The organism is Xanthomonas arboricola, assembly GCF_002940665.1.
Lineage (GTDB): Bacteria > Pseudomonadota > Gammaproteobacteria > Xanthomonadales > Xanthomonadaceae > Xanthomonas > Xanthomonas arboricola_B.
This window is the reverse complement of sequence record NZ_MIGY01000002.1, coordinates 1,253,756-1,270,600: the sequence shown is the minus strand read 5'-3', so window position 1 is coordinate 1,270,600 and position 16,845 is coordinate 1,253,756. Positions and strand designations below refer to the sequence as shown.

Annotated in this window: 14 protein-coding genes; 7 read left to right on the top strand and 7 right to left on the bottom strand. The window is 65.7% G+C overall.

Going from position 1 to position 16,845, the window contains the following annotated elements:
- Window positions 1-469 precede the first annotated feature (469 nt).
- On the top strand, window positions 470-1,144 hold the full coding sequence (locus tag XarjCFBP7645_RS12670; protein ID WP_181126315.1) for an RIO1 family regulatory kinase/ATPase: 675 nt from the start codon (window positions 470-472) through the stop codon (window positions 1,142-1,144).
- A 353-nt stretch (window positions 1,145-1,497) separates the two neighbouring features.
- Here XarjCFBP7645_RS12670 and XarjCFBP7645_RS12665 read toward each other — a convergent pair whose 3' ends face one another.
- Together XarjCFBP7645_RS12665 and XarjCFBP7645_RS12660 are read right to left on the bottom strand one after the other, a co-directional pair.
- Window positions 1,498-3,480 (bottom strand): beta-N-acetylhexosaminidase family protein, encoded by a 1,983-nt coding sequence (locus XarjCFBP7645_RS12665; protein ID WP_104537735.1) that lies wholly within the window; start codon window positions 3,478-3,480, stop codon window positions 1,498-1,500.
- Window positions 3,481-3,939: 459 nt separating this feature from the next.
- A complete protein-coding gene (locus XarjCFBP7645_RS12660) occupies window positions 3,940-4,278 on the bottom strand; it encodes a P-II family nitrogen regulator (protein WP_016904463.1) in 339 nt (112 codons plus the stop codon).
- A 191-nt stretch (window positions 4,279-4,469) separates the two neighbouring features.
- On the opposite strand from XarjCFBP7645_RS12660, the gene ubiK reads away from it, so the two are divergent.
- The 3 genes from ubiK (at window position 4,470) to XarjCFBP7645_RS12645 (ending at window position 7,075) form a co-directional block, all read left to right on the top strand.
- Window positions 4,470-4,748, top strand: a complete 279-nt coding sequence (gene ubiK, locus XarjCFBP7645_RS12655; protein WP_104537734.1) for a ubiquinone biosynthesis accessory factor UbiK — start codon at window positions 4,470-4,472, stop codon at window positions 4,746-4,748.
- A gap of 15 nt (window positions 4,749-4,763) precedes the next feature.
- Window positions 4,764-6,284 carry a YifB family Mg chelatase-like AAA ATPase gene (locus XarjCFBP7645_RS12650; protein WP_104537733.1) on the top strand — a complete coding sequence of 507 codons (1,521 nt, stop codon included), beginning with the start codon at window positions 4,764-4,766 and terminating at the stop codon, window positions 6,282-6,284.
- Between the two features lie 281 nt (window positions 6,285-6,565).
- Complete coding sequence (locus XarjCFBP7645_RS12645; RefSeq protein WP_181126314.1) at window positions 6,566-7,075, top strand: lipocalin family protein; 510 nt, start codon at window positions 6,566-6,568, stop codon at window positions 7,073-7,075.
- Between the two features lie 441 nt (window positions 7,076-7,516).
- Here the strand turns inward: XarjCFBP7645_RS12645 and XarjCFBP7645_RS12640 are convergent, their stop codons facing one another.
- Complete coding sequence (locus XarjCFBP7645_RS12640) at window positions 7,517-7,693, bottom strand: hypothetical protein (protein WP_166776180.1); 177 nt, start codon at window positions 7,691-7,693, stop codon at window positions 7,517-7,519.
- 382 nt (window positions 7,694-8,075) lie between these two features.
- Between XarjCFBP7645_RS12640 and XarjCFBP7645_RS12635 the strand changes: the two genes are divergently transcribed.
- On the top strand, window positions 8,076-9,635 hold the full coding sequence (locus tag XarjCFBP7645_RS12635; RefSeq protein WP_104537731.1) for an EAL domain-containing protein: 1,560 nt from the start codon (window positions 8,076-8,078) through the stop codon (window positions 9,633-9,635).
- 311 nt (window positions 9,636-9,946) lie between these two features.
- Here the strand turns inward: XarjCFBP7645_RS12635 and XarjCFBP7645_RS12630 are convergent, their stop codons facing one another.
- Window positions 9,947-11,071 (bottom strand): fatty acid desaturase family protein, encoded by a 1,125-nt coding sequence (locus XarjCFBP7645_RS12630; protein ID WP_104537730.1) that lies wholly within the window; start codon window positions 11,069-11,071, stop codon window positions 9,947-9,949.
- Between the two features lie 9 nt (window positions 11,072-11,080).
- Complete coding sequence (locus XarjCFBP7645_RS12625) at window positions 11,081-12,157, bottom strand: ferredoxin reductase (protein WP_104537729.1); 1,077 nt, start codon at window positions 12,155-12,157, stop codon at window positions 11,081-11,083.
- Window positions 12,158-12,250: 93 nt separating this feature from the next.
- Between XarjCFBP7645_RS12625 and fabR the strand changes: the two genes are divergently transcribed.
- Both fabR and XarjCFBP7645_RS12615 read left to right on the top strand, forming a co-directional pair.
- Window positions 12,251-12,898: an HTH-type transcriptional repressor FabR gene (fabR, locus tag XarjCFBP7645_RS12620; protein ID WP_010374793.1), complete on the top strand. Its 648-nt coding sequence runs from the start codon at window positions 12,251-12,253 to the stop codon at window positions 12,896-12,898.
- Window positions 12,899-13,354: 456 nt separating this feature from the next.
- Window positions 13,355-14,167 (top strand): hypothetical protein, encoded by an 813-nt coding sequence (locus tag XarjCFBP7645_RS12615; protein ID WP_104537728.1) that lies wholly within the window; start codon window positions 13,355-13,357, stop codon window positions 14,165-14,167.
- A gap of 113 nt (window positions 14,168-14,280) precedes the next feature.
- On the opposite strand, the gene XarjCFBP7645_RS12610 is transcribed toward XarjCFBP7645_RS12615, so the two are convergent.
- Both XarjCFBP7645_RS12610 and XarjCFBP7645_RS12605 read right to left on the bottom strand, forming a co-directional pair.
- Window positions 14,281-15,150 (bottom strand): alpha/beta hydrolase family protein, encoded by an 870-nt coding sequence (locus XarjCFBP7645_RS12610; protein WP_104537727.1) that lies wholly within the window; start codon window positions 15,148-15,150, stop codon window positions 14,281-14,283.
- Window positions 15,150-16,259: a DUF3182 family protein gene (locus tag XarjCFBP7645_RS12605; protein ID WP_104537726.1), complete on the bottom strand. Its 1,110-nt coding sequence runs from the start codon at window positions 16,257-16,259 to the stop codon at window positions 15,150-15,152. Before XarjCFBP7645_RS12605 ends, XarjCFBP7645_RS12610 begins: the two co-directional genes overlap by 1 nt.
- Window positions 16,260-16,845: the final 586 nt, after the last annotated feature.

The following is a 16,845-nucleotide window of genomic DNA, read 5'->3' as shown; positions in this document are numbered from 1 at the left end:
TGCACACCGGCGTGGATGTGCGCGACGCGCGCGTGATGCAGCCCCCTGACCGCAGCGCGCACAGTGTCTGGAGTCTCATTGCCTGTCAAGAAGCGGCGACACGCATGTCCAACCGCACTCTGCCGGGGTGAGCTTCGACATGTTCCGCCACTACCGATCCGCCGCGAGCCGATCGCCAGCTCCCATTGCGATCGAGCGAGATCGCACCGCGGCCGTGGTGCCGCGTGTGGCCGCCCAGTGCATCGGCAGAGCGCTCCCGCATGCCGTCCGATCCGGTGATTTTGCAAAATCCGAGTGCTTCAACCGCTCGAATAGCAAGGCTGTTCCATGTCCGGAACATTTCATTTGTTAAACAAATGTAATTTCAGTACTCGCAAGTTCTAAAATCCGCCGGACCGATCCCTCGCGATCATCGTGAACCCTGCCAGACGCGTGAGTCCTCCGCGCCGCCAAGGTCCGGAGACTTGCCATGCATTACCAGCCGCTGGACACTTCCAGCCTGCAAATCGTCACGCCCGTGCTGCTCAAGCAGGGCACCCGGTTGCTCGAGCCAAACGTCTATCGCGCGCATCTGGATGGGCAACTGGCGGTGGTCAAGGACTACAGCCGCTACCGCCGTACGCTGCTGGCGCCGATCGCGCGGCTGATGGTGCGGCACGAGGCCAAGATGCTGGCCCGACTGCACGGCTGGCGGCATGCGCCGGCCCTGCTCGGCACGCTGGGCGGGCTGGCGCTGGGCATGGAGTTCATTCCGGGCGACACCCTCAGCGCCAGCGCGGTGGTCGGCCAGGAGGTGTTCCAGCAGCTGCAGCAGGCGCTGCGCCGCCTGCACGCCGTCGGCATCACCCACAACGATCTGCACGGCACCAATGTGGTGATCAGTGCCGGCGTGCCGGTATTGATCGACTTCACCTCGGCCTGGCGCTTCCCGCGCTGGTTGCGGCGCGGCCTGCTGGCGCGTCAACTGCAGCGCAGCGACGTGGCCAATTTCCAGAAGATGCGCCAGCGTCTGGCCGGGATCGCGCCGACCGCCGACGAGGCCGCACGCAGCGCCGAGCCGCGCTGGGTACGCACCATCCGCGGCGGCTGGAAGCGGCTGTATCGGCACCTGAAGCGCGATGCGCAGCCAACCAGTGCCGACTGAAACCCGCTGACCGGCAGGCCGCGGCCACCCGCCGCCAAGGCAGCGCGCGCCGGGCGCGATGCCTGGCCGGTGACGTGCAACCACGCCCTGCATCCAGCACCGGCACCAGCGCAACAACGCATATCGATCTGCGTCCCGCATGCTGATCCGGCGACGCGGGCCACGCCCACCGGGCTGCAAGCCTGCCCATCTCGATGCCACGCCAACGGTGCGCCGATCGCCCTGGCGAGCAGTCGCCAGGGTGCCGCGCAACGGCGCGGAGGAACAGCAGTGGACAGGGGTACGCGCCGATGCCGTGCACCGGCGGCGCCCTCCAGGCGGCTAACCCGTCGACCGGTCGCCGCCCCGGCTCCTCACTGCACGCCGGCCGCTTCGGCTGCCGCCGGCGCGCGGTAGGCGATCAGTTGCGGCGCGTCGGCGACGAAGCGGTCCAGCACGCCATCGGCGATCTTGACCGGGCCACCGAAGCGCGTGGCGCCGGGGATCGAGGGGATCGCTGCGGCGTCGGCAGCGATGCGCTTGGCATCGGCAAACGCAACTGCCGCCTGCGCGTCACCGCGATTGGCGGCATCCAGGCCGGCCGCGGTCTGTTGCAGCGCGCGGCCCCAGCCTTCCATCGCCTCCAGCCAGGGGCGCGATTGCTCCGCAAAGCCCTTGTCGGCCACGCCTGCGCGAATGCTCTGCGGCGCCGCCGCGAACACATCGGCCGTACGCGCCAGCTCGGCGATGGCCTGGCTACGCGCTGCCGCATCGCCCGACGCAATCGTCTCGCGCACCTGGTCGAGCACCGCCTTCAGCCGCGGCGCCTGTTCCTGCCACGGCTGGCTGCCGAAGGTCGGCGCCAGATGCTGGGTATCGAAGAAGGTCAGCAGCGCAGCGGTCAACTGCGCATCGCCACCGGCCAGGTCGCGTGCGGCCGCATGCCAGGTGCGCTGGGCGTCGTAGCCGGTGTCGTTCCATGCGAAGGCGGTCAGCCCCATCACCGCGACCCGGCTGGGCACTTCCTGATTCATCGGGTTGGAGACGATGCCGGACAATTCCGCCGACAGGCCGGCCTCGCGGCGCGCATACGGCGCCATCAGCAAGCGCCCGGCCGAGGTTTCGAAATCGTTGACCGGGTAGTTGTCCCACAGCAGCGTCTTGCGACCGAACGCCTTGGTCGCCGCACGTGCATCGGGAATGGAAATGGCCGGCGGCACCACGTCGGTGCCGGTCCACTGCACCACGATCTTCGGGTCCAGGTGTTTGCGCAGCGCTTGCTTGTACGGGCTTTCCTTGGCGTCGTAGTACTCGGTCGGCACCATGATCAGTTCCGAGGCTGCATCGTGGCGGGCGACCAGATCGGCCTGCACCAGGTTGAGCAGATGCGACTGCGCGATGCCAGCCGCCTGCGCACCGGAATCGCCGAAGGTGGCCTTGTCGCGCTCGCAGTTCCACTTGGTGTATTCGATATCGTCCAGCGCCACGTAGAAGCTGCGCACACCCAGCGCGCGGAAGGCATCGAACTTGCGCAGCAGCGCCTCGGCGTCGGCCGGATCGGAGAAGCACACAGTCGGCCCCGGCGAGATCGCATAGACGAAGTCGACATGGTTGCGCTTGGCGGTGGCCGCCAGCTTGCCCAGCGCCTTCAGCGTCGCGGCCGGATATGCGTCGCGCCAGCGGTCGCGCGCGTACGGGTCGTCCTTGGGGCTGTAGATGAAGGTATTGGCCTTGCTGCGGGCGAGAAACTCGATGTGCTTGCTGCGGTCGGCCATCGACCATGGCGCGCCGTAGAAGCCTTCGATGGTGCCGCGGATCGGCATCGCCGGATGATCCTGGATCGCCAGGGTCGGAATGGCCGGGCGCTCGACCAGCTGGCGCAGCGTCTGCGCCGCATGGAACAGCCCGTCGTTGTCATGACCGGCCAGCGTGATCAGGCTGCCGGTGCCGAGCGCCACGCTGGCGAGCGTATAGCCCTCCTTGTGGGTGTCCTGCACCGCCTTGCTGCGGCTCAGCGCATCGCGCACCACTGCCGCCTCGCCGGTGCCGAGCACGATGTGCGGCCGGTCGAGTGTTGCCGGCAGACGCGCCGCGGTGGCGATCTTGGCGACGCCGGCCGTACCGAGGATGCGGCGTACCAACGCGACCGACTCCGGATCTGCGCCCGGCGCCACCACCAGCACCACTGATTGCCCCAGCGTGACCGTGCCGCTCTCCAGCGTGATTGCGACCGGCGCGGGGAAGATCGCCGGCTGGGTGACCGGCTGCGCCAGTGCGGGGACTGTCGCCGCTGCCAGGCCCGCTGCCAGCCAGAGCGAGAGCGGGCGCAAGCCCGACTTCCTATCGCGTCGCTTCATCCCCTAACTCCGGTATTGAAATGGTATTAGGTGCTAGAGTAGGCAAGTCGTCCCGTGGGGACAAGCAGGACCGGTCTCGAAAGATTTTGAACCAAACCGCCAGCTAGGAGCTGGATCACGGGCATCACGTGGATGCCGACGCTGCCTCAGGTGGCGGATCCGATCTTCGGTATTGAAATGGTATGAGCGCGCTGCGTGGCGTGGCACCGCTCGGGTCCTGTAGCGGACCAGCTGCTCGGCTGAAGTTGAGCTCCGGCGCACCGTGTCGCAGACGCGTCGACAGCCAGATGCCGCCTGCCCACGAGTGGCGAGTGACCGACGATGCAACTGTGGACGCCATGGCGCCGCGTCGCGGCAATCTTCCGATGGCTTGTGCGATAGCTGCGACATCTCAGCAATCGGCCAATCGCCCAGGCACCAACGGCGCAATGTCGACCGAAGGCGCTGCCCGCTGACGCCTTACAGCGCGTCGCTGTCCAACTCGCCGGTACGGATCCGCACCACACTGCCCAGGTCGTAGACGAACACCTTGCCGTCGCCGATCTTTCCGGTCCCGGCCGCGGTCACGATGGCTTCGACCACGCGCTCGGCCTGGTCGTCGGTCACCGCCACTTCGATCTTCACCTTGGGCAGGAAATCGACCACGTATTCGGCACCGCGATACAGCTCGGTATGCCCCTTCTGGCGCCCGAAGCCCTTGACCTCGGTCACCGTGATGCCAGCCACCCCGCAGCCGGCGAGCGCTTCGCGCACATCGTCGAGCTTGAACGGTTTGACGATGGCCATGATCATTTTCATCGGTGCAGATCCAGCGGCATGACAGGGCGCGCAGCATACCGTGGACGGCCGTAACACTCACCCCGCAGCGTACGGCCGTCGCCGCGGCCGACAGCCGAATGGGACTATCCTTACCGCTTGCCGACTGCCTTGCCGATGTCCCGCGTGTCCCGGCCTGCATTAGGCTCCCTACGGACCTGCGGAGAACACCCATGATCGATTTCAACCAGCTCGACGACCTCGCCCGCCGCCTCAGCGACCTGGTGCCGCCGGGCCTGCGCCAATCGCGCGAAGAATTGCAAAGCACCTTCAAGGGCGCGCTGCAGGCCGGCCTGGGCAAGCTGGACCTGGTCACCCGCGAAGAGTTCGACGTGCAGCGCGCGGTGCTGCTGCGCACGCGCGCAAAACTCGACGCGCTGGAACAGGCCGTGGCCGCGCTGGAAGCCCGCGCGCCCGCGACGCCGCCCGCAGCGCCACCTGTCACTCCCTGATCAGGGCCTTCCACCATGAGTCTGGCGCTGGTGCACAGCCGTGCCCGCGTGGGGGTGCATGCGCCTGAGGTTCGGGTGGAAGTGCATCTCTCCGGCGGGCTTCCCTCCACCCAGATCGTGGGCCTGCCCGAGGCCGCGGTGCGCGAATCGCGCGAACGCGTCCGTGCGGCGCTGTTGTGCGCGCAATTCGAATTTCCTGCCCGCCGCATCACCATCAACCTGGCCCCGGCCGATCTACCCAAGGAAGGCGGCCGCTTCGACCTGCCGATCGCCCTCGGCATCCTGGCCGCCAGCGGGCAGATCGATCGCCAAACCCTGGCCGATTACGAATTTCTCGGCGAGCTCGCACTGACCGGCGAGTTGCGCGGCGTCGATGGCGTGTTGCCGGCCGCCCTGGCTGCCGCGCAAGCCGGGCGACGGCTGATCGTACCGCTGGCCAATGGCGCCGAAGCGGCCATCGCCGGACACGTCGAAGCCTTCACCGCGCGTACGCTGCTGGAAGTCTGCGCCGCGCTCAACGGCAGCCAACGGGCGCCTGCTGCCGAAATGGCGATCCCGGCGCTCGGCGCGCGTGCGCTGCCGGACATGGCCGATGTCCGTGGCCAGCCGCACGCACGTCGCGCATTGGAGATCGCCGCCGCCGGTGCTCACCATTTGTTGTTGGTCGGCAGCCCGGGCTGCGGCAAGACCCTGCTCGCCTCGCGCCTGCCCGGCCTGTTGCCGGAATCCAGCGAAGCCGAGGCACTGGAAACCGCTGCCATTACCTCGGTCAGCGGCCGCGGGCTGGATCTGGCACGCTGGCGACAGCGGCCCTACCGAGCCCCGCATCACACCGCCAGTGCGGTCGCCTTGGTCGGTGGAGGTACGCATCCACGCCCAGGCGAGATCTCGCTGGCCCACAACGGCGTACTGTTCCTGGACGAGCTCCCAGAGTGGCAGCGGCAGACCCTGGAAGTGTTGCGCGAGCCCTTGGAGTCGGGCCTGGTGACGATCTCGCGCGCAGCGCGCAGCCTGGATTTCCCGGCACGTTTCCAGCTGGTTGCTGCCATGAACCCATGCCCGTGCGGATGGGCCGGCGATGGCAGCGGGCGTTGCCGCTGCAGCAGCGACAGCATCCGCCGCTATCGAAGCCGCATCTCCGGCCCATTGCTGGACCGGATCGATCTGCATGTCGAAGTACCGCGACTGCCCCCGCAAGCCTTGCGCAGCGGTGAAGTCGGCGAAAACAGCGTCAGCATGCGTACGCGCGTGGTCGCCGCGCGCCGACGGCAACTCGCGCGTGCCGGTGCACCCAATGCACAACTGGATCAGGCTCAGACCGATCACCACTGTCGCCTGCAGGGCGACGATCAGGTGCTGCTGGAACGCGCCATCGAACATCTGCAGCTGTCCGCGCGCTCGATGCATCGCATCCTGCGCGTGGCCCGCACCATTGCCGATCTCGACGACAGTGCAGCCATTGCCACCGGGCATCTGACCGAGGCCATCGGCTACCGCAAACTGGATCGTGCCATGGGTACGGCAAGCGCGGCATAGCAGCGCCTGATCCAAGCGCGTCGACGCGACGGCATTCGTCCGCCGTACAACGATGCCGCGCCGTTCCGTTAGGACGCTAAGGAGTTCGGGACACCGTGCGGTCACCCGCTTCATCCATCGCCCGGCTGTCCGCTACTGGCTCGGCGGCAAAACGCGTGCGCTTGCCGCTATCGGGCAGCACAGCATTTGCCGGTACGTCCACACGCTCTCTTCAGCGTCGCAACATCCATTTCATGGCGATGCACGTACAACGTCCGCCACACCACTGCGCAGAGGCCGCCATGAGCCGACTTCCCGACCTAGTCACCGTCCCGTCCCTGGACCTGAATCGCTATCTGGGCACCTGGTACGAAATCGCACGGCTGCCGATTCGCTTCGAAGATGCCGATTGCACCGATGTGTCGGCGCACTATTCGCTGCAGGACGATGGCACGGTGCGGGTACAGAACCGCTGCCTGGCCGCCGAGGGCGAGTTGAAAGAAGCAATCGGCGAGGCGCGCGCCATCGATGACAGCAACGCGCGACTGGAGGTCACCTTCCTGCCCGAAGGCCTGCGCTGGATTCCTTTCACCAAAGGCGATTACTGGGTGATGCGCATCGATGCGGACTACACCGCCGCGCTGGTCGGCGGCCCCGACCGCAAGTACCTGTGGCTGCTGGCAAGGCTGCCGCAGCTGGACGAAAACATCACCCAGGCCTATCTGGCGCATGCGCGCGAACAGGGCTTCGATCTGGCCCCGCTGATCCACACCCCGCACACCGGGCGACTGACGGAGCAGCCACTTCCCTGATTTTTGTGCCGAGCCGACGAGGCAGGCTGCACCACTCCGGCGAGAACCCGCACCTTCGACCAGCGAAGGTCTTGTATCTCCAGGGAACTGGTTGCAACGATCGATCAGCTGTAGAGCTAGACCAACGCTAGAGCGGCTGAGCTGTGGCTTGGTCGCAGTGCCCTTGCCGCCCGCCTACCGTCGCGGGACACGGCGCAACTACGTCATTGCAGGACCTTGTGCGGCATCCATGCCGCATAAGGTCCTGCAATGGTGGGCAGCCGACAACTTGCTGGTGCGGCGCCCTTACCGGTTGCCGGACCCTCGACGGCATGGATGCCGCCACGGAGCTTCCACGGACGATGCGCGGCGTGTCCCGCACGCGGTGAGAGCATCACGCCCTCGACGACCAACCCTGGCCTATCTGGTAATGGACGACTGGCGACCGGATTGCAGGCCGACTCAACCGTTGAGGGCGCCCAGATCCTTGGCCGCAGCCTGCGCGCCCTCCAGACTGTCGAAGGCGACCCCGGTGTCCCCGACCACATACTTGGTCAGCTCGCCATCGCGGGTGGTTTCCTGCATCTTGAAGATCGGCACTGCATCGGTGCCGCCGACGCGTTCTTTCTGCGTTGTCATGGTGATTCCTCCAGAGAGAGTGCCTTGCACGGAGCCGGGTGGCGCCGCGGCTCCCGCGTGGGAGCACAGACGGCCCGACCCTAGCGCGCCGCCTTGTGCGGGCGCGTGAATCCATTGACGAGGCCGATTGCCACGTCCCCGCCACTGTCATCTGCAGAAAATCACATCCGCTTCGCTCCCCGGACGCGCGCAACCCATGTGTCTGTCGTACATTCGCGACGTGCAACCTCACCCGTCCACCGTCACCGTCTCCACCGTCTTCGTGCGGCACCTCCGGATGCGGCGCAGGTGCGCCGTGCCGTTCATAGGGCGCTGCGCGCCAGCGCTGCGCTGCTCGGGCTGTTGTGCGTAAGCTCGCCTCCACGCAGATGCGGGTGGTGAGGTGAAGCGTCAACGCATCATCAGTGTGACCGTGTTGCTTGTGCTGCTATGCGCAGCACTTCCGATCAGCCTGTCCTACTACTTGGCATGGCGGCTGGCGCTGGACCGCGAGGAAAGCAAACTCGCGCAGCTCGCGGCACTGTCGATCCGGCGCACCGATACCGCCTTCGACGAGGCGCATGGCGCTCTATTGAGCATGGCCGCATCGCAGCTGCCGCCCTGCTCCCCATCGCATCTGGCGCAGATGCGCGCACTGGTGCTGGCCAGTCATTACATCGTCGAACTGGGATACATCCAGCAGGGCCGGTTGCGCTGCACCTCGTGGGGGCCATCGCCCGAGGCCGTTGCACACACCACTGCCGATTTCGTGGTCAAGCGCGGCATTGCCGTCACCACGCGGCTGCGCCCGCTGGCCAATCCGCAGCATCTGCTGATGGCCTTGCAGCTGCGGGACTACAACGTCCTGATCAATCCGAACACACTGACCGACATCAACCTGCCGCCCGGCCTGCAGTTGGCGATCGGCACGCCGGACGGGCAGATACTGAGCAGTACCGGCACCGCCGCCGAGCAGTTGCTGATCGCACCGCCGGCCGATGCATCCGGCACCGGCGCAGATGCCCAAGCACTGTCCGGCCGCGACCGCCGCGGCGACTGGGCCGCGGTCGTCACCGAGCCCATAGCGTATCTACGCGGGCCGCTGGCGGCCGCACGGCTGCAAGTGGTACCGGTCGGCACTGCGCTGGCCCTGCTGTTGGTCAGCCTGGTGATCTGGATATCGCGGCGGCGATTGTCGCCGCTGGCACGGCTTGAAATTGCAGTCCAGCGCAATGAGTTCGTCGTGCATTACCAGCCGATCATCGCACTCGACACCGGCGCCTGCGTCGGTGCCGAGGCGCTGGTGCGCTGGCAGCAACCCGATGGCGTGCTTATCCCGCCCGATGCCTTCATTCCGCTGGCCGAAGAAAGCGGCTTGATCCTGCCGATCACCGATCTGGTGGTGGCTGAAGTCATCCGCGACCTCGGCCCCACCCTGGCGACCGAACCCTCCCTGCACGTGGCTATCAATGTCTCCGCCGAAGACATCAAGAGCGGCCGTGTGCAAACCGTGCTTGCCCAGGCGCTGCACGGCACCAGCGTGGACAGCGGGCAGTTGTGGGTGGAAGCGACCGAACGCAGCCTGATGGACATCGAAGCGGCACGCGCCACCATCATCCACCTGCGCGGTGCCGGCCACACGGTGTCAATCGACGACTTCGGCACGGGCTATTCGAGCCTGCAGTACCTGCAGGGGTTGCCCCTGGATGCACTGAAGATCGACAAGTCCTTCGTGGACACCATCGGCACCCACTCGGCCACCAGCGCGGTGACCTCGCACATCATCGACATGGCCAAGACGCTGCAGTTGCGCACCATTGCCGAAGGCGTGGAACGACAGGAGCAGCTGGACTATCTGCGTGCACACGGCGTGGATCTGGCCCAGGGCTGGCTGTTCTCGCGCGCGCTGCCGGCTACCGGCTTCATCGCCTACCACGCGCTGATGCGCGGCGCCGCGCAATGACCAGCGCCAGTACGGCACCCTGCTGACCGGGGCTGTCAGAACGCGCAGTCGACCAACAGCCACGACGATCCGGGCACCGTAATAAACGTTGTGCGCGCACGGCATTCTCGAATCGCAGCGCAGGTGCTGATCTCACCCGCACGCAAGCTCAAATTGCCCGAAAGCGTGTTGCCCGAGCTGGCGCTACCGCTTTGAGTTCACCCCTGCCGCAAGCACCGATGCTGAGCACCCGGCAAGGCGCAATCTCGTGTGGCGATCCGGCAGGGACTGACTGCACCCCAAAAAAAGGCCGCCAATGGCGGCCCTTTCGATCAGGCGCTCTGCAGGGCGCCTTCGCGTTGGCGGCGTAACGGCTTGGGCCGGCTCGGGAACGCGTGCCGCACGATCCGCCACATCACCTGGCCGAACTGGCGCGGCAGCGAGCCGGTGTTGTAGTGCTGGCCGTAGCGCGCACAGACCTGCTTCACCTGGACCGCAATCTGCGCGTAGCGGTTGGCCGGCAGGTCCGGGTAGAAGTGATGCTCGATCTGGTGGCTCAGATTGCCCGACAGCACGTTCATCAGCTTGCCGCCGGTGAGGTTCGAGGAACCCCGCAGCTGACGCAGATACCAGTGGCCGCGCGACTCGTTGCGGATCGACTCCTTCGGGAACACTTCCGCATCGGCGGTGAAGTGGCCGCAGAAGATGATCACGAAGGTCCAGATGCTGCGCAGCACGTTGGCGGCCAGGTTGCCCAGCAGCACGGTCAGGAAGAAGGGGCCGGCCAGCAGCGGGAACACGATGTAGTCCTTGAGCATCTGGCGGCCCATCTTGCGGCCGACCGGCAGGAACGAGGCGCGCAATTCGGCCGCCTTCATCTTGCCGGCGAACCAGCGGCCCAGGCGCAGGTCCTGGATCGCCACGCCCCACTCGAACAGCAGCGCGAAGAACACCGCCACGAACGGCTGCAGCAGGTAGAACGGACGCCAGCGCTGCTCGGGGAAGATGCGCAGCAGGCCGTAGCCGATGTCGTCGTCCATGCCGCGCACGTTGGTGTAGGTGTGGTGCTTGAAGTTGTGCGTCTTGCGCCAGTTGTCGCCGGTGGCGACGATGTCCCACTCGTAGGTGTTGCCGTTGAGCTGCGGGTCGCCCATCCAGTCGTACTGGCCGTGCATGACATTGTGGCCCAGCTCCATGTTCTCCAGGATCTTGGACAGGGTCAGCAGCACCACGCCGGCGATCCACGCCGGGATCAGCACGCTGTGCACGAAGGCGCCCAGGAACAGCAGCGCGCGACCGGCCACGCCGGTCCAGCGCACCGCCGCCACGATGCGGCGGATGTAACGCGCGTCGGCGGCGCCGACCTGGGCCTGGACGCGGGCGCGGATGGCATCGAGTTCGTCGCCGAAGGACTGCAGTTCGGCAGCGGACAGGGCACGGTTGTGGACTCGGCTCATGAAGATTCCTTACAGATCCAGGATCAGGTCAGTGCTCGGGGCACTGATGCACAGGCGGACCTGTGCGGTGGGTTCGTTGCTGCGCTCACCGGTCAACAGGTGGCGTGTGGTCCCGGACTGGCGCGCGCAGGCGCAGCTGTTGCAGATGCCCATGCGGCAGCCGTGTTTCGGACGCAGGCCTTGCGCTTCCAGCCCTTCCAGCAGCGACTGGCCGCGCGGCAGGCTGAGCGTACGGCCGCTGCGTGACAGCTGGACCTGCACGTCACCGGCTTCGCCGTCTTCCAGCGTCGGCACGCTGAAGGCTTCGGCCTGGAACGCGGCCACGCGGCCCTGCAGGCGCGCACGCGCAGCCTGCACGAAACCGCCCGGGCCGCAGACCATGACGTGACGGGCGGAGAGATCGGCGATCTGCTCCAACGGATAGGTATCGATGCGTGCAGCCGGCGCGGTGCCTTCGCGTGTGGCCAGCAACCGTACGCGCAAGCGCGGATATGCGGCGGCCATTGCCTCGAATTCATCGACGAAGCAGGCTTCGTCGCGCTGGCGCACCCAGTACAGCAGGTCCACGTCCATCGGCATGCCGGCTTGCGCGGCGGCCTGCAGCAACGCGCGCATCGGGGTGATGCCCGAGCCGGCAGCCAGCAGCAACAGCGGCGTCGGGGCGGTCGGCAACAGCATGTCGCCGAAGGCCGGATCCAGCGACACCACCGTTCCGATCGGCGCAGCGCCGGCCAGGTAGAGGCTGACCAGCCCACCTTCGATCGCCTTGACGGTAATCGCCAGGCGGCCATCGGCCAGCACGGTCGGGCTGTAGCTGCGGAGCAGGCGGCGGCCTTCGATCTCCACGCCCAGGCTCACGTGCTGACCGGCCTGCAGGCCCCGCCAGTGGCCATTGGGCCGCAGCACCAGGGTCACCGCATTGCTGCTGGCCGCCGTACGCGCGACCAGGCGGGCCATCGGCCGTTCCAGCGTCCACAGGGGATTGAGCCGGGTCGCCCAGAAATCGAACAACTGCGGCGACACCAGCCGGCGCGCCAGACGTGTCGACAACGGTGACTTGGACTTGGGAGGAGATGCCAGGTTCATGGATCGCACTATACGCATGCATGCACAGCCGTGTATACAGTTGTATATCGACCAGAGGGGCTATGATTCAGGCCCACGCCCGGCTGCCGTCCCATGACCTCCATCGCACTGCCTTCCCACGACGCGCCGCCGTCACGCAAGCCGGCGATTTCACGCGAGGATCTGATCGCTGCGGCGCTGTCGCTGATCGGACCGCACCGCAGCCTGTCCACGCTGAGCCTGCGTGAAGTGGCACGCGAAGCCGGCATCGCGCCGAACAGCTTCTATCGCCAGTTCCGCGACATGGACGAGCTGGCGGTGGCCTTGATCGATCTGGCCGGGCGTTCGTTGCGTACCATCATCGGCCAGGCCCGCCAGCGCGCCACCTCCACCGACCGCAGCGTCATCCGCGTGTCGGTCGAAGCCTTCATGGAACAGCTGCGCGCCGACGACAAATTGCTGCACGTGCTGCTGCGCGAGGGGGCGGTGGGCTCGGATGCGTTCAAGCAGGCAGTGGAGCGCGAACTCAGCTATTTCGAAGACGAGCTGCGGGTGGACCTGATCCGTCTGGCCGCCGCCGACAACGCCAAGCTGCATGCACCGGCGCTGGTGTCCAAGGCGATCACCCGGCTGGTGTTTGCGATGGGCGCGGTGGCGATGGACTCGCCGCCGGAAAAAGACCCCGAGTTGATCGAGCAGATCTCGCAGATGCTGCGCATGATACTGACCGGCGCACGCACGTTGGGCACGCACGGCGGGTAACGATGGCTTGAGCTCGGAAGCGACCAGTCTGTTGCGCTTTCATCGGTGATGCTCGGTCGTTGCGCGATGCAGTCTTGCTGCCAGCGCAGGGATCAAGCCGCATGCAAGCACTGTGAGTGCGTCCATACCCTTGCAGCCGTTGTCCGTAGTGCCGTTCAAGAGCCTGGCGTTGTAGAAAACAATCTTGGCGTTACCGGCTGATGGGCTAGTAGCCACTCTCCACGGCGCCAGTGACGTAACGCCACTGGCCAATCCAGCGATCTGTCGTACGCCCTTGCTCGCGTGCGTCTTTGCACGCTGGCATCAGCAGCCTCATCTATGACGGCGCATGCACAGTTCAGTCTTGTCGCGACGACACTCACATCCAAGCACACGCGTTTCACTCCTGTCTGGCCAAGGTGGCGCCACGTTCGCGATCTGCTCGACAGACGCACCTACAGCTACCCCGGAGACGACATGAGCAACCACGACACCCCTCTCGACAAGCAGGAACGCAAGGCCGAAGCGCAGGATCTGAATCGTGACCCGATCTCCGGTGCACCTGGTTCGCATCCGGTGGGTGTGGGTGTAGGTGGTATCGCAGGCGGCGCTGCCGCGGGCGCACTGGCCGGCACCGTGTTCGGTCCGCTGGGCACCTTGATCGGTGCTGCCGTTGGCGTAGTGGCAGGCGCTGCAGCCGGCAAGGGCGTGGCCGAGCGGCTGGACCCGACCGTGGAGGCCGAATACTGGCGCCAGGAACATCACAACCGTCCTTACTACAAGCAAGGCACCGATTACGATCGCGATTACGCCACCGTCTACGGTTTTGGCCTGCAGGCGCGCGAAACGCGTCCGACCAGCACCTGGGAGGAAACCGAAGCGACCCTGGCCGGCGAGTGGCCACGCAATCGCGGCGAATCGCGGCTGGAGTGGGACGAGGCGCGACTCGCCGCCCGCGACGCCTGGGAGCGCGCTGATCGCACGCACAGCGTCTACCGCGAGGGCGATACGCACTATGAAGGCCGCTTCGACAGCGCGGACTATCGTGATGCCGAGTATTCCTACGACGACTATCGCCCCGCCTACCGTTATGGCATGCAGGCACGTCAGCTACATGCCGGCCGCCAATGGGACGACCATCTGGAGCGTGACCTGGGCGATGGCTGGGACCGTTTCAAGTCCAACTCACGTCTGAGCTGGGAAAAGGCCAAACATGCGGTACGCGAGGCGTTCGATTCCGAGCGTCACGACGAGACCGCGCGGCGCAACCCGACCGACCCGCGCGTCTAGAGCGCGATAGCCTGGCGCAAGCCACGCTGAGGCTTAAAAATAACGGGCCGATCGGCCCGTTATTTTTTGTCGAAAGCAGCGCCAGACACACTGCGGCGCAGTGTGCGCACGACTCAGCTGGAGCTGTTTTCCACTGCACGGATATCGCCACGGAATTCGCGTGCATTCTGCCCCGGCGCCGACGTCATATCGCCCTGTTGCTGCTTGAGCATCTGCTTGCGCGCAGCCACCACTTCCTTGGCTAGGGCGATACGCCGACCCACCACCATCTCGGTCAGCCAGTCGATCAGCATGCGCGTGTACTCCTGCTGGTGCTCCTTGACGCTCAATGCGTGATCGGCACCGGCAATCACACGCGCACTCAGCGAACGCGCACTGACGAAGGCATCGGCGTAGTTGCGCAATACCGGATGCGGCACGATCACATCGTGTTGCGCCTCCACCAACAGCACATCGCCCCTGTAATCGGCACAGGCGGCCAGGGCGATGTTGTCGTCGGGGGTCAGTACGCGTTGCCGATAGTCCATCAGTTCCGGATCCGCGTTGAGGCTCACCTTGGGGCGATCCCAGTGCTCGTCCTTGTAGAGCGCGGGCGAACGCAACGCCAGCCATTCCACCGGACGTTCGCGCGTCAGCAATGCCGACAGGTAGCCGCCGTAACTGAGCCCGACCACCGCGATCGACTGCGGATCGACATACGGCAGGCCGGCAAGCTGATCGTAGGCGGCCTTGATGTCGTCCAGGTTCTGCGCGCGTGTCACGCTCCGGCGCATCGATGCGTAGCCTTCGTGACCGCGCAGATCGAAGGTCATGCAGATGCAGCCCAAGCCCACCGCTTCGCGCGCGCGCACCAGGCTGTGGTGTTGGTTGCCGCCCCAGCCGTGCACGAATAACACTGCCGGAATGCCGGTAGGCGTCAGCAAGGTACCGCTGAGTTCGTCCCGGTCGACCGGAATCTGGATGCTGGAAAGTTTGGCTTCCATTAGGTGGTGAATACCCTCCTGTATTTGAAGCGCGGACCCGGCCCGGCGCGCTCTGCACGGTAGTAGATCTGCGCATCCGCGGGCGGTTCGCCCTGATAGATCTCATGCGTGGATGCACGCACCCATTGCAGGTTGGCGTCATCCTGAAAGCTGGAGATCGCGGCGAGCTCGGCCGGTGTCGCGCCGCCAACGCGCCAGGATTGCTCCAGCACCCCGCAGACCGAACCGGCCTGCCCATCGCTGCCACTGACCACATCGTAATTGCGCCGCGAGATGTGTACTTCAGGATAGGCGGCGGTGATAAATCGATCGTATCTGCAGGCTTGCTCGATCACGCGCTGTTGCAGGGACGGCAATGCAGTCATGGCCAGTGCCTCGAGCGATCCGCGATACACATGCAGCGATGAGCCGCCGTAGACCTGTTCATCCTGCGCATTGCGCACGTTGCATTGCGTCCCGTAATAGGCGATCTGAATGCCGGCGACGCATAGCTCACCCACGCTGTGTGTCACGGGTCGCAGGATGTTGCGCTCCAGTACCGCGCCATGCGTCCCCAGGTAGTCCTCCGGCAGGCTGTCCAGCAGCTGTGCGAGTTGCGCTGCGCCGGCGATACGCCATTGACCATTGCCCCCAACGCCGGTCGGCAACTTGAGTCGCACGCCGCCATCGGGTAGCAGGATCTCCAACGCATGCAGGGCATCCATGCGCGAAAACACCGTATAGCCGGCCAATGTGGCCGGCTTCAGCGCGGTGGCAAGCGTCTGGTTCCAACCGGCGATGGTGGTTGCGTGGTCGGCAATCAGCGGATGGCCGATTACCTTTGTCGCCAGGAAGGCATGCGGCACGATGCCTCCCAGCACGTCCGCAGCATCGTCGATACCCAGTCCATGCGCCTGTTCCGTCGTTAGGGTCTCATCGGGTACATGAAACACGGCCCCCGCACCAGCATGCCTTGTGGCGGTACGATCACTGGCTTGGCCCGCGCCGTGCACGTCTAGCAACCGTGCAATTTCGCCGCAGACCCAGGCGTGCGTGACACGCTCGTGGCCGTGCTCGGGCAGCGGCCGAGTGACATGCCCCACGACTCGGCAGTACTGCTTGTAGGCCATCGCGCCTCCCCTCGCAGCGTCAAGCCGCGTGCCGTTGTCGGCTTGCCCAAACAGCCGAGACGCCTGTGGGTGCTATACGGCGTCACGCCAGCACCGAAAAAAAACGGCTTATTTCAGCGTCAAATAGAACGCAAACACAATCACGAGGACGACGATCAAACTGATGGCGACACGTCCCCCACGTAGTTCGACCAGGGCATGCCACCACACGCGTGCTTCGGGGGTACCGCTTGCGGGTTGCGCCTTACGACTGATTTCGCTGTCCTGCATCCTGAGTACTCATCTCCATAACGTCATCCCGCATCCTAAGCATCAGACGTTACACGGGTGTGGAACGATTCAGAATCTTCCGTAAATTGCGGCGTTGCATGCATGCTTCTCCAGCTTCAACGCAGCCATGCGCTGGTCCGCACTGGCAATGCATAGGCCTGAATTGCCGGTGTTTCGGGTAATGCAATCGATTGCTGACCACTGCTCAACATATCGATGCGGATTCGATCGCAGCCATCCTGCGCGTGCCATGGAGTGCATACACAGTGTGTAGAGGCGCAGCCGCGAGCTGACCAGTTAAGCGCACACTGCCACC